This window comes from Methylophaga nitratireducenticrescens, from assembly GCF_000260985.4.
Lineage (GTDB): Bacteria > Pseudomonadota > Gammaproteobacteria > Nitrosococcales > Methylophagaceae > Methylophaga > Methylophaga nitratireducenticrescens.
On the sequence record NC_017857.3, the window covers coordinates 1,001,503 to 1,014,191 of the forward strand.

Here is a 12,689-nt window from a genome sequence, read left to right on the forward strand (position 1 = left end):
AAAAGCCCCTCGGAGAGGGGCTCAGATAAAACGAAATCAATCTATATATTCGAATATTTTAACCACACGCAACACACCCTTGGTTGAGCGTGCAATGGCGACAGCCTGATCGGCTTCAGCCTTGGTAACCTTACCCATCAGGTAGACAGTTCCTCTCTCTGTCACAACTTTTACATAAAAAGGATCGACATTTTCGTCCTGAGTCATTTTTGTTTTTAACTTGGTGGTGATCCAGCTGTCGCTACTACGGGAAGTTAAAGCGCTAGGGCCTGAAATCGCCAGCTCATTGTAGACTTTGCGTACTTTAGGAATATCTTCTACTAAGCCAGTCGCTTTTTGTTTCAGTTCTTCGGTTGGTGTTTCACCTGATAGCAATACGAAGCCGTTATAACTGGTCACATTAATATTGCTCTGATTATAGACATCTTTATCCTGAAAAATGGCGTATTTGGCTTTTATTTCAATGCTTTGGTCGTCAAGGATGGCACCTGCTGTCCGACGGTCATAGGCAACCGCAGCGGTGGTAGCCGCACCGCCAACAACCGCTGCGGCACAGGCTTGTAATAATAAAATGGGTATGAGTAGGAAAACCAGTCTGAATTGGTACATGAATACGTCCCTCGGTGAATGTGTGCTGAAAAATGCTGTTAGTTTAGTTGAAAAGCATCACGAATCCATAAAATTTGATCGGGTTGAGTCGCCGTGATGGCAATGGCATCAAATCGACAGTTATCTGACCAACCGGATTGCATCAAATAATGTTGTGCGGTGATGATGATACGTGATTGTTTGCTACCTGTAATACTTTCAAGAGCACTGCCATGATAGGCATTACGCCGATAACGAACCTCAATGAATACTAATGTTTTCCCATCCTGCATGATCAGATCAATTTCACCGCGACGGCAGTGAAAATTACGCTGGATAAGTTTTAAACCTTGTTTCTTGAGATAATCACAGGCTAATTGTTCAGCCTGCCTGCCAGAGTGGAGATGTTCCGCCATAATTCTCATTCATTGTTTAACGGTTCAATTAACCCATTCTGTATGGTGGTAAAGGTCATCGTTCGTTCAATTTGGCCCTGTTGGTTGACAGTCAACACACCGGTCGCACCATTATATTTTTCATCTTCAGAATGACTCATTGCTGTCAGAAAAGGAATTATGCGATAGGCATCAACTCCAAGTGCTGCCAAACGGATAAAGGTGCCAACATCGCCAGAGGCCTGTCGACGAATTGCAGCATAGGCAGGATCCTGTTCCGATTGCTCGCTAAACATCCAAGGTATCTCAGTGAAAATCAGACCATTAAGGTCAATATCCTGTCGAGCATTTGGTTCACCTCCATAGGCATGAGATGTTGCTAGAATCGGTAGTTGGCCCGAACGATAAAACCGCAGTTGGGTTAATAGCTGCCGAGCTTTCAAAGGACGACCTACCATAAACAGAAAATCCACATCTTGACGTCGTCTGGGTTCGAATTCCAAAGATAGCCCTAATGTACGGCGTAAATTCTGATAACGTTGATTACTATTTTCCACGCCTAAAATTGGTGTCAGGATATGTGAATAATCGTTTTCAGATTCGTCATATTTGGCCCGAGTTACAATCTGGCCATCTGATTTTTGCCATTCATTTGTAAACGCTTCTGCAACACGATCACCCCATTCATTTCGGGGACTCAAGACTATTGCTCGTTGATAACCTTTTTTCTTGGCATATTCGGCTTGGTTTCGTGCATCATCTTCAGGGGCTAGAGCAAATTGGAAAAAGTTATGCTGCTCAGTAGTTTTATTTTCATTGATTCTGTTAAGAGCCAAAACAGGAATCGTCAACTCATCATGTTTAGCCAGCAACTCAACTGAAGTTTTATCCAGTGGTCCAATAACAATGTTTGCACCATCAGCAACGGCTTTTTCATATTGAGTGATCACATTATTTGAATCAGCTGTGTTGTCTGTGCGCACATCATAAAACTGTAGACGGACATTAGAGCGGGCGTTAAAATGGGCTGCAATAATCCCTTGACGAATAGCTTGAGCTGCATTGGCTGCTGGGCCTGAATCGGGTAACAGAATAGCAATTAGGTCCAGTTTTTCAGGCAGCCGAAGTGGTGTTTTTATGGATTTTTTTAATTGTTCAATATCAGCTGGGTGATTTGGATAGCTGTATTGCCAGTCTTCAATGGCGACCTCCATTGCTTCAGGATTATTTTCATAGGCTTTAAAGGCATACGCCAGAGCAAACCAGCCACTATCTTCAGCGGGTGGTTGGCCAGGATTGTATAAATCCAGTGCCTGCGGTGTCATTTTCAGTAATGTCTGCCACAATACGAGATGATTATTTTCCCGTTCACTTTCAGGCAGCTTTGGATCTAACTTGATATGGGCCAGGGCCTTTTCCAACATGTTTTCAGTCAAATCGTAAGCGGTGATCCTCAGCTCCAGAATACGTTTTTGCTGTGCTTGATTGGCACTGTTAAAATCAATCTTATCCAAATGCGTTAATGCGCGCTGACCATCCAGATTCAATACGGCGATATCTGCACGCAGTAAATTGGCTGTAAGTTGTTCACGTGAGGAAAGTTGTTCGAGATTGGTTTCAGCAAGCAATGCATCTGCTTCAGCCAATTCACCTAACTCATACTGCATCATGGCCGCGCGATATTGAAATGCCGACTTGAGTGCACCTTCAGATTCCGCCGCCTGGGCAAGATAATCTTCTGCAGCCACCGCATAATCACCCCGTTTTTCTGCTTCAGAAATTAATGAAGTCATCTCTGGGGCTGATGGTTTGGTATCCATTGATATCGGTTGGCAAGCGGTTAAAGCCAGTAATACCAACAACATAAACAGGGTGGAAAATCGTTGCGTCATAAGCTACATCAAATTTAATTCGGAGAAGGCATCATCTTACCTGTTCACGTATATTACGACCAGAATCAATCTTTCTTTACAGGATATTTACAGTGAAAGACACTACAGCCGCTCTTTATATCGTTGCCACCCCAATTGGAAATCTGGCGGATATTTCAGCGCGCGCTATTGAAGTTCTGTCTTCAGTAGATGTGATTGCCGCTGAAGATACCCGTCACAGCAAATATTTGTTGCAGCACCATGGAATTGAAACCTCCACTATTTCATTGCATGAACATAATGAACAACAACGCAGTGAATTATTGTTAACACGCATTGCCGCAGGTGAATCAATTGCGTTGATTTCGGATGCCGGTACACCATTAATCAGTGATCCTGGTTATCGATTAGTGAATATGGCACGTGAGCAGGGAATTAAAGTAATTCCTATCCCAGGCGCGTGTGCCGTTATTGCTGCATTATCCGCTTCAGGATTATCAGCAGAACGATTTGCCTTTGAAGGCTTTTTACCACCAAAATCGACCGCACGTCGTCAGGCATTACAAAGTCTGGAAAATGAACCCCGTACACTGATTTTTTATGAAAGTCCTAAACGGATGGTAGCCAGTTTGCAGGATATGCTGACGGTGTTTGGTGGCGAGCGAAAAGCCTGTCTGGCACGTGAACTGACCAAAATGTTTGAAACTATTGTCACCTTGCCTTTGGCTGAATTAGTCGACGTCGTTATTAATGATGCAAATCACCAAAAAGGTGAGATTGTGTTACTGGTTGAGGGGCAGTCAACAGTTGTCGATAGAGATGAGGCTGAAGAGGTCAGAGTGTTACAAATCCTGTTAGATGAAGTGCCTTTAAAACAGGCTGCGGCCATTACTGCCTCCATTCTCGGTATCAAGAAAAACAAAGCATATGAAATGGCGTTGAAACTTCAGCAAAAATAATGCTGCTCCGGTAAAATAGCTGGTTGAGATGGCCAGACAATCGCGCTTGCAAAAGTGAGGAAAGTCCGGGCTCCACAGGGTAAGGTGCCAGGTAACGCCTGGGGGACGTAAGTCCACGGCCAGTGCAACAGAGAGTAAACCGCCTGAATGTAGTTCAGGTAAGGGTGAAAGGGTGCGGTAAGAGCGCACCGCGCTTCTGGTAACAGAAGTGGCATGGTAAACCCCACCAGGAGCAAGACCAAATAGAGGAACAAATGCTTCGGCATGACATGCGGCCCGCATGGTTCCCGGGTAGGTTGCTTGAGGCAGATGGTAACATCTGTCCCAGATGAATGATTGTCCACGACAGAACCCGGCTTATCGGCCATCTCAAACTTTTTTGCTATTCATTAATCCCCAGATAAAATTGGGTATCCGGATTAAGTGGCGTATCCGGTGTTTTACTAACACCTGCACACGCTTCGTTCTCTCCGTATTTCCTGGTTGGCAGGAAAAGTTGGAAGCGGGGGCCTCAAAGCCGCTGCTGCTTCACATCCCGAGAAGGGTTCACGAAAGGCTGATGAAAAATTCGATTCAGCCAGGTCGTGCGAATCCTTGAATGCCTCGGTGACGAATGTCATGCCGATAATCTTTCAGCTTGAATGGCCCTTTTTTCAATCAGCGGCTAGCTAGATATGTGCAGTGCAGGTCTCTGACGGATCGACACAGAATGTAGTTACGTATCGAATATGCACTCAATCAGACTCTAGTTGCGTCGTAGACTAGGTCGCTATAAGATAGTAATCAATTACTACCTTATAGGCTTGTTATGACTCAGAAACGTAATTTGACGGCTGCAGAACGCCGGGAGCTCACTGTAGACGCGGTCATCGACCTGAGCGCGCAGGATGATCCAGCCAATATCACCACTGGCAGCATCGCCAAACACATGCGGGTCACCCAAGGTGCGCTGTTCCGCCACTTTCCAAGCAAGGACGCCATCTGGGAGGCCGTCATCGGCAGGGTGGCCGAACGTGTGATGAAACGGCTAGATAAAGCCGCTGCATCGGCGAATAGCCCGCTGGCCGCGCTCGAGGCGATGTTCCATGCCCATATCACGTTTATCGTCGAGCACCCGGGCGTGCCCCGGCTGATGATGGGGCAGCTGCAGCATGCTCGGCCGACGCCGGCCAGACGTATGGTTCGCTCGCTGCTGTTTCTCTACCGTGAGCGGATCGAGAGATTATTGAACGAGGCGCAGGAGGCTGGCGAGCTGTGTCGAGATCTGGATATTGAGACGGCTGCCACGCAGTTCATCGGTACCATTCAGGGGCTGGTCATGCAGTCGCTGATTATCGGCAATATGAACCATATGACCAAGCAGGCCCAGGGGGCATTCCACATCTACTGTCATGGCATCCAGAAAGCAAAAAGGGCATACCCATGACAGGCCTGACCCAACGCTTAGGGCGTTTTTTGGCGGTAGTTATTGGTCTCGCCATCGGTGCGGCGCTTCTGGTCTTTTTCGTGGTTAATCGACAGGCTCCCGAGCACAGCGACTCACCACCTGCCCCCAAGGTGGTGGCAGTGATCGAGGTGCAGCCACTGGCGTTATGCCTTGAGGCACGTGGCCACGGCGTGGCGCGCCCTGCCGAAACCTGGCAAGCCGTCGCCAACGTCTCGGGCCGGGTGGTGGAGCGCCACCCGCATCTGGAGAGCGGCACCCTGCTGCGCGAAGGCACCCTGCTGCTGACGCTGGACCCGAGTCGCTACGAGCTGGCTATCGCCGAGGCCGAGGCGGAGTTGGCTCAGCTCGAGGTAGAGGAGATCAATACCCTGCGTTTACTGGATTTGGAACGCCAGGCACTCGATCTCGCCGAGCAGGAACTTTCACGAATCGAGCGGGTGGCGGCCACCGGTGCTGTCTCCACTTCTCAGCGTGATGCTCAACGTCGCAGCACTGTGGGGCAGCGCCAGGCGGTGGCCACTCTGGAGAATACCTTGTTCTTGCTGCCAGCCAAGCGCGAGCGGGCATCGGTGCGCCTTGCCCAAGCGCGCCGTGACTTGGCGGATACCCGCTTCGAGGCGCCCTACGACCTGCGCCTCGGTGAGGTGGACGTAGAGCTTCACCAGTTCGTGGGTGCGGGCCAGCGGCTGTTCGAGGCGGATAGCCTGGCGGCCGCCGAGGTAGAGGCACGCCTTCCCTTTAGCATGGTACGACGCCTCCTGGGCAGTGTGGCGCCGGTCGAGCTCGAGCCCGGCACCCTGGATCTGAGTGAGCGCATCGATCTTGACTCGATCGATGCTGAGCTGGAACTGGTCGGAGCACCCGGGGTTAGCTGGAAAGGTCGGGTGGTGCGCGTAGCCAGCGGCCTCGACCCGGCCACCCGCGCCGTGCGAGTAGTCGTAAGGGTTGAGGAGCTCTGGCGCGATGCCCGGCCACCTGACCATCCGCCACTACAGCGCGACATGTACACCCGAGTGCGCCTCTCGGCACCCAGTCCCGTAGCACAACTCGTGGTCCCCGCATCGGCCCTCCATCAAGGTGAGATCTACCTTGCTGACGAGCACGATCGTCTGGTCAGGCGCCCGGTGTCCGTAGTCTTCAATCAGGGAGACTTGGCAGTGATCGAGTCGGGCCTCACCCCGGGCGAGCGGGTCATCGTCGACGACCTGCAGCCAGCACTGGCCGGCATGACGCTGGCGCCGCGGCGTGACGAGGCGCTCGAGGCACGCCTGACCGCCCGGGCTCTGGGCGTAGTAATGTCAGGAGAACGGCAATGATTCGCTGGTTTGCCGCTCATCCCACCGCCGCCAATCTGCTGCTGATACTGCTGCTGGCCGCCGGGCTGTTCGCCGCACCCCACCTCAAGCGTGAGACCTTCCCAGATTATCGCCCGGTGGAAGTGTCTGTGGAGGTGGTCTATCGCGGAGCCAGCGCTGCTGACGTGGAGGACGCCGTGTGTCGGCGCCTGCACGATGCAGTTAAAGGCGTGGAATTTCTCGATGAGTTCAGCTGTGTGGCTCAGGACAACCTGGCCAGTGCCACGGCAACCATGTCTGCCGGGGGAGATGCCATTCGTTTCCTCAATGAGATCGACACCGAGGTGAGCGCCATCACCGAGCTGCCAGCCCGTGCCGACCCCCCTGTAGTGAGGGAGCTTCACCGCAGTGACATGGTGGCGGCAGTGGCGGTGTCTGGCGACATGCCGATGCACCAGCTCGAGGACTACGCCCTGCGTCTGGAGGAGCGTATCATGACGCTGCCTGGCGTGGCTGAAGTAGCAATCCACGGGAGGTCCCAGCGCCAGTGGCAGGTCGCAGCGCCCCGCGAGGTACTGGGCCAGCACGGCCTCTCGGCGCGGGAGCTAGCACGTCGAGTGGCCAGTCAGAACCTTGACCTACCACTGAGCACCCTGGAAACCGCCGATCGCAATATCCTTCTGCGCTTCACCGACCAGCGCCGCTCTCTGGCTGAGCTGGCCGATCTGGTAGTGGTCACCGATGCCGGGGGCGGCGAGCTGACCCTGGGCGACCTGGCCACCATCACCGAGACCGGTGAGCACGCTGAAGAGCGAATCCGTTTCAACGGTGAGCCGGCGCTGGTGCTGGAGGTGAGCAAGGCGCTGCGAGACGATGCCCTGACGGTCAAGGAGTCTTTGGAAACGCTGCTTGAGGCGGAACGGCGGCGATTCGACGGGGGTATCTCTCTGACGCTGACCCAAGATGCGACCAGTATCGTTCGCGACCGTCTGCAGATGCTGGTGAATAACGGCTTGATGGGGCTGGTGTTGGTGGTGCTGGTAATGAGCCTCTTCTTCCGTCCGCGCCTAGCTCTGTGGGCCGTTCTGGGCCTGCCAGCGGCCTTCATGGGGGCCTTCATCGTCATGGCCCTGACCGGGCTGTCATTGAATATGATCACCTTGGTGGCACTGCTGATGGCTATCGGCATCGTCATGGATGATGCCATCGTGATCACCGACAGCATTGCCGTCCACTCCCTGAAAGGGGCTTCACCGGTGGAAGCTGTGGTAGCGGGTACCCGCCAGGTGTTGCCCGGCGTACTTTCATCATTTCTTACCACAGTCGCGGTATTCGCGCCGCTTTCCTTCCTCGCCGGTGAGCTTGGCGCGGTGCTTGAAGTGCTGCCGGTGGTGCTGATCGCCGCCCTGGCAGCGAGCCTCATCGAAGCATTCTGGATCTTGCCCCATCATCTTAAGGGCAGCGTGGGACGACTCGCCAGTGGGCACGACTCGCGCTTCCGTGTCGCATTCGAACGACATTTTGACAGGTTCCGCGAGTCGGTCGGTCGGCTGGCCGACCGGGCGATACGATTTCGCCATGCGGTGCTGGGAATCATTTTCGCCATTATGCTGGGCTCTTTCGGCTTTATGGCTGGAGGGCATGTGGGCAGTGAGGCCATGCCGGATATTGATGGCGATGTCCTGGAGGCCCGTATCCTGATGCCCCAGGGTACCCCCCTGGCACGTACCGAGGCGGTGGCCGAGCGAGTCGAGGCGACAATCCGTGAGCTTGATGTACGCTACTCTCCGGACCAGCCGGGGGGAGCATCCCTGGTCGAGGCGATTCAGGTGCGCTTCAACCACAACCCCAGCGCCAGGGAGGCAGGTCCCCATGTGGCCACCGTCATAGTCGACCTGCTGACTGCCGAGCGTCGCCGGGTGACCCTGGACGAGCTGACTGCCGCCTGGCGTGAGGCCATCGGTGAGATCGAGGGGCTTCAGCGATTGATTATTCAGGAGCCCGGCTTCGGCCCCGCCGGGGTGCCCGTGGAGGTGCGCCTGGCCGGAGAGAACTTGGAGGCCATGAAGACGGCGGCGCTAGAGCTGGGCGACCATCTAGAGAATTATGCAGCCGTCTATAACGTTTTCGACGACCTGCGCTTGGGCAAGCCTCAATTGACCTTCTCGATGGCCGAAGGCGCCCATGGTTTGGGCCTCTCCGCCGAGGAGGTGGCCGGGCAGCTGCGTGCGGCGCTGCTGGGGGAGATTGCCGATACCCTGCGCATCGGCGATCAGGAAATCGAGGTGCTGATTCGCCTGGCCGAAGCGGACAGGACCTCTCTCGACGACCTGGCCGATCTGACCATCGCCCTGCCGGAAGGAGGCCGGGTGCCGCTTGAGGTGGTGGCCAACGCCGAGGAGCGGCGCGAGTGGGCACGGATCACCCGTATCGACGGGCGGCGCACAGTCACCGTGGAGGCCAACGTGGATGTGCGGCATGCCACCGGCCAGGCAATCGTCGATGATCTCGTCGGCAGCGGCTGGCTCAGCGAGTTCCGCGAGCGTTATCCCGAGGTGGCGCTCACTTTCGAGGGGCAAGTGGCGCGCTCCGCTGAGACCGGAGGCTCCATCGGCCGCGGCCTGCTCATCGGACTTGTGGGCATCTTCGTGATCCTCTCCTTCCAGTTCCGCAGCTACGTCGAACCGCTAATCGTCATGCTGTCTATCCCGCTGGCCTTCATCGGCGCCATTTGGGGGCATGTGCTCATGGGCTACTACCTATCTATGCCCTCGCTGATCGGCGCGGCCTCCCTGGCCGGCATCGTGGTCAACAATGCCATCCTGCTGATCCACTTCATCAAGACTCATCGCGAGAGCGGGCTGGATGCTGTGGCGGCCGCCGGCCAAGCCAGCCGCGACCGGCTGCGTGCCATCCTGATCTCGTCGACTACCACCATCGCCGGTTTGCTCCCGCTTCTGGCCGAAACCAGTACTCAGGCGGCGGCCATAAAACCGCTGGTAATCTCGGTGGTGTTCGGACTGTTCAGCGCCACCGTGCTGGTGCTACTGGTGATCCCTGCACTCTACGTGCTGTTTGACGAGTGGGGCTGGGTTCAGGCGCCCAAGCCATCAAAAGAGTAAGCAGCCCAGAAGAACTTTTATTGATTGTTCACCAAGAGAGAGAAAAACATGACATTAAAAAGCTGTAGTGTTAAGACCATCCTACTGATTACCCTGACTGTCCTGCCAACTTGGCTGATGGCGGGAGACAATAACGCTCAGCACACAGCGAGTGAACAGGAAAGCTCCAGTCAGGATCTAGTGCTTCGCTCCATCATGCGCGAACTAGATCAAAACATGCGCGAGGTTGTCGGGGCCATCTCCCGAGAAAACTGGGAACAGGTAAATGAAATCGCGTCCCGAATCGCCGATCATGCCGAGCCACCGTTTACCGAAAAGACACGCATACTGCGCTTTGTCGGAACCGACGCCGCACGTTTCCGCGGACATGACAGGCAGGTGCATGAAGCAGCGATGGAAATGGGCGAAAAGGCGCGCCACGAGGATGGCGAAGCAGTGATTGAAGCCTTTTCTCGAGTGCAGAAACACTGCCTCGCCTGCCACCAAGAGTTCAAAGAAGAGTTCAGGGCGTACTTTTACGGCGAATGAATAGAGTGTTCGAATGAATAGCAGGATGCAGAGGAACACATACAGATGCAGTCTTTGCGCGACTCGATTTTTTCTAGAGCTGGAACAGCTGACCGACATGCCTTGGCTATGTGAAAGTTCGTTAACTAACCTGAGCTGCGCATAAGAAAAGAGGAACTAAAAGCCTGAGCCACGATCGAATCGTTTGACCAAAAACGAGAAACGAAAGGGCTCAAGTATGTACAATTTAGAGAAAATGTATTGCGAAGTCGATGATTTTTGCCAAAGATTTATCCCGGCCTGGCAACACCAGCAGATAGCAGCCGGAGATAAATGCCGGAACAAGCCTGGCAAGTTGTCGGAAAGTGAAGTCATCACTATTCTGATTTTATTTCACCAGCTCCGCTTCAGAGACTTCAAGACCTTTTATACACACTATGCTCGGAAGCACTTGAAGCAAGCTTTCCCCCAACTGGTTAGCTATACCCGCATGTTGAAACTGCTGCAAAGTGTGCTGGTTCCCCTGTGTGCCTTTATGACACAACGTTACGGCAAACCAACCGGCATCGCCTTTGTTGATTCAACCAAACTGGCGGTATGCCACAACATTCGCATTCCTCGAAACCGTGTCTTTAGCGGTGTTGCAGAGCGAGGCAAGGGCACCATGGGCTGGTTTTATGGCTTCAAGCTACACCTGTTAGTGAACGAACAAGGTGAAATACTTTCAGTAAAAATCACAACGGCCAATATTGATGACCGCAAGCCCATACCGGACATGGTCAAACAGCTATGGGGCACCTTGTATGGCGATAAAGGTTATCTGTCTCAAACACTTAAAGAGTCATTAGCCGAACAAGGCATTAAGCTGGTCACCGGCATTCGCAAGAATATGAAACCGCAACTGATGACGTTATGGGACCGGTTGATGTTGAGAAAACGCTATGTGATTGAAACAATATTTGACCAATTGAAGAATATTTCTCAAATCGAACACTCACGGCACCGCAGCCCTGTCAGCTTTATGGTCCACCTCATGGCTGGATTGGTGGCTTATACCTTCCAACCCAAGAAGCCTTCTATCAAGTTGAACAGGAATGAAAAGGGCGCGCTTATGCAGATCTGAGGTTAACTACTGAATACACCATTCTGATACAGGAAGCTTTGCCCCGAAATGTCACACTTGCCTGACAACGTATTGCGCCTCCCTGAGTACCAGATACTAAATGCCATGGAAATGGAAGACGGGTTGCACTTTCATATAGTTGCTCCCGACCCCATAGCTTGCGAAGAGTGCGGCGCAGAGGATGAGTTTGTCAGGTTCGGCAAGCGTGATGTCGCTTACCGCGACCTCCCGGTCCACGGAAAGCGGGTCATCCTCTGGGTGATCCGCCGACGCTACTCTTGTCGAGCTTGCGGCACGACATTCCGCCCTTCGCTCCCGGACATGGTGGACGACCATCGAATGACTCGGCGGCTGTACAGTCACGTCGAGAAGGAGTCCTTCAATCATCCCTATGCCTACGTAGCCGACACTACGGGCCTCAACGAGAAGACTATCCGCGAGATATTCAGGAAGAAGGCCGAGTTCTTGGCGGCTTGGCACCGCTTCGAGACACCTCGTTGCCTGGGCATCGATGAGCTTTACCTGAACCGCCGCTACCGCTGCATCCTTACCAACCTAGAAGAGCGCACCCTGTTGGACCTGTTGCCCGGTCGTCAGCAGGACGCGGTGACGAAGCGGCTCATGAGCATGACCGAGCGCGGCAAGGTCGAGATTGTTAGCATGGATATGTGGAAGCCCTACCGCCGTGCCGTCCAGGCGGTGCTGCCACAGGCCCGCATCGTTGTCGATATGTTCCATGTTGTGCATATGGCCAACGAAGCCCTAGAGAAGGTTCGCAAGGGGCTCAGGAAGGAGCTAACGGCCAACCAACGCCGAACCCTCAAGGGTGACCGGAAGATATTGCTGAAGCGGGCTCACGATGTCTCCGACCGCGAACGTCTCATCATGGAAACTTGGATGGGGGCCTTCCCCCAGCTCTTGGCAGCCTACGAGCACAAGGAGCGGTTCTACCACATCTGGGACTGTGCCACTCGGCGAGATGCTGAGCAGGCGCTGGCTGCCTGGATAGACGACATCCCGCAAGGGCAGAAGGAGGTCTGGAAGGAACTTGTCAGCGCCGTCAGCGGATGGCGTGAGGAGATGTTAACCTACTTCGAGACTGACATCCCGGTCACCAATGCCTTCACGGAGTCGATCAACCAGCTGGCCAAGGACAAGAACCGCGATGGTCGGGGCTACTCATTCGAGGTGATGCGAGCCCGGATGCTCTACACCACCAAGCACAAGAAGAAGACGCCACAGACCAAGGAATCCCCCTTCCTGGGCAAGGCCACCATGACCTACAGCATGAGTCTCCCCGAGTCCGAGAAGAACTACGGCGTCGATCTATCAACCTTCTGGGAAGATTAAGGTTTTGGTGGCTCAGAAGGGGCATCTACCAC

10 protein-coding genes and 1 other RNA gene are annotated in these 12,689 nt (G+C 53.8%); 8 read left to right on the forward strand and 3 right to left on the reverse strand.

Going from position 1 to position 12,689, the window contains the following annotated elements:
• Positions 1 to 36: 36 nt before the first annotated feature.
• The 3 genes from dolP to Q7A_RS04840 are packed head-to-tail and all read right to left on the reverse strand — an operon-like array spanning position 37 to position 2,875.
• On the reverse strand, positions 37 to 609 hold the full coding sequence (gene dolP, locus Q7A_RS04830; RefSeq protein ID WP_014706214.1) for a division/outer membrane stress-associated lipid-binding lipoprotein: 573 nt from the start codon (positions 607 to 609) through the stop codon (positions 37 to 39).
• A 38-nt stretch (positions 610 to 647) separates the two neighbouring features.
• Positions 648 to 1,004, reverse strand: coding sequence for a YraN family protein (locus tag Q7A_RS04835; RefSeq protein ID WP_014706215.1), 357 nt, complete (start codon positions 1,002 to 1,004; stop codon positions 648 to 650).
• A 5-nt stretch (positions 1,005 to 1,009) separates the two neighbouring features.
• On the reverse strand, positions 1,010 to 2,875 hold the full coding sequence (locus tag Q7A_RS04840; protein WP_014706216.1) for a penicillin-binding protein activator: 1,866 nt from the start codon (positions 2,873 to 2,875) through the stop codon (positions 1,010 to 1,012).
• A 92-nt stretch (positions 2,876 to 2,967) separates the two neighbouring features.
• Between Q7A_RS04840 and rsmI the strand changes: the two genes are divergently transcribed.
• The 8 genes from rsmI to Q7A_RS04880 all read left to right on the forward strand — a co-directional run bounded on the left by rsmI (position 2,968) and on the right by Q7A_RS04880 (position 12,657).
• Positions 2,968 to 3,813, forward strand: coding sequence for a 16S rRNA (cytidine(1402)-2'-O)-methyltransferase (rsmI, locus tag Q7A_RS04845; protein WP_014706217.1), 846 nt, complete (start codon positions 2,968 to 2,970; stop codon positions 3,811 to 3,813).
• Between the two features lie 24 nt (positions 3,814 to 3,837).
• Positions 3,838 to 4,189, forward strand: an RNA gene (gene rnpB, locus Q7A_RS04850) — RNase P RNA component class A.
• 432 nt (positions 4,190 to 4,621) lie between these two features.
• Positions 4,622 to 5,239, forward strand: a complete 618-nt coding sequence (locus Q7A_RS04855) for a TetR/AcrR family transcriptional regulator (protein ID WP_014706218.1) — start codon at positions 4,622 to 4,624, stop codon at positions 5,237 to 5,239.
• Positions 5,236 to 6,576: an efflux RND transporter periplasmic adaptor subunit gene (locus Q7A_RS04860; RefSeq protein WP_014706219.1), complete on the forward strand. Its 1,341-nt coding sequence runs from the start codon at positions 5,236 to 5,238 to the stop codon at positions 6,574 to 6,576. The genes Q7A_RS04855 and Q7A_RS04860 overlap by 4 nt, the downstream gene beginning before the upstream one ends.
• Positions 6,573 to 9,677 carry an efflux RND transporter permease subunit gene (locus Q7A_RS04865; RefSeq protein WP_014706220.1) on the forward strand — a complete coding sequence of 1,035 codons (3,105 nt, stop codon included), beginning with the start codon at positions 6,573 to 6,575 and terminating at the stop codon, positions 9,675 to 9,677. The genes Q7A_RS04860 and Q7A_RS04865 overlap by 4 nt, the downstream gene beginning before the upstream one ends.
• Before the next feature lie 48 nt (positions 9,678 to 9,725).
• A complete protein-coding gene (locus Q7A_RS04870; RefSeq protein ID WP_014706221.1) occupies positions 9,726 to 10,205 on the forward strand; it encodes a cytochrome c in 480 nt (159 codons plus the stop codon).
• 217 nt (positions 10,206 to 10,422) lie between these two features.
• The gene (locus Q7A_RS04875) at positions 10,423 to 11,307 is read left to right on the forward strand and encodes an IS982 family transposase (protein ID WP_014706222.1); all 885 of its coding nucleotides are present in this window, start codon (positions 10,423 to 10,425) and stop codon (positions 11,305 to 11,307) included.
• A 48-nt stretch (positions 11,308 to 11,355) separates the two neighbouring features.
• On the forward strand, positions 11,356 to 12,657 hold the full coding sequence (locus tag Q7A_RS04880) for an ISL3 family transposase (protein WP_014706223.1): 1,302 nt from the start codon (positions 11,356 to 11,358) through the stop codon (positions 12,655 to 12,657).
• Positions 12,658 to 12,689: the final 32 nt, after the last annotated feature.

Bases quoted from the DNA above. Each gene is read 5' to 3' on its own strand.
- dolP (WP_014706214.1), bottom strand. From the start codon at position 609: ATGTACCAATTCAGACTGGTTTTCCTACTCATACCCATTTTATTATTA.
- Q7A_RS04880 (WP_014706223.1), top strand. From the start codon at position 11,356: ATGTCACACTTGCCTGACAACGTATTGCGCCTCCCTGAGTACCAGATA.
- Q7A_RS04835 (WP_014706215.1), bottom strand. From the start codon at position 1,004: ATGGCGGAACATCTCCACTCTGGCAGGCAGGCTGAACAATTAGCCTGT.
- Q7A_RS04860 (WP_014706219.1), top strand. From the start codon at position 5,236: ATGACAGGCCTGACCCAACGCTTAGGGCGTTTTTTGGCGGTAGTTATT.
- Q7A_RS04865 (WP_014706220.1), top strand. From the start codon at position 6,573: ATGATTCGCTGGTTTGCCGCTCATCCCACCGCCGCCAATCTGCTGCTG.
- Q7A_RS04855 (WP_014706218.1), top strand. From the start codon at position 4,622: ATGACTCAGAAACGTAATTTGACGGCTGCAGAACGCCGGGAGCTCACT.
- Q7A_RS04870 (WP_014706221.1), top strand. From the start codon at position 9,726: ATGACATTAAAAAGCTGTAGTGTTAAGACCATCCTACTGATTACCCTG.
- Q7A_RS04840 (WP_014706216.1), bottom strand. From the start codon at position 2,875: ATGACGCAACGATTTTCCACCCTGTTTATGTTGTTGGTATTACTGGCT.
- Q7A_RS04875 (WP_014706222.1), top strand. From the start codon at position 10,423: ATGTACAATTTAGAGAAAATGTATTGCGAAGTCGATGATTTTTGCCAA.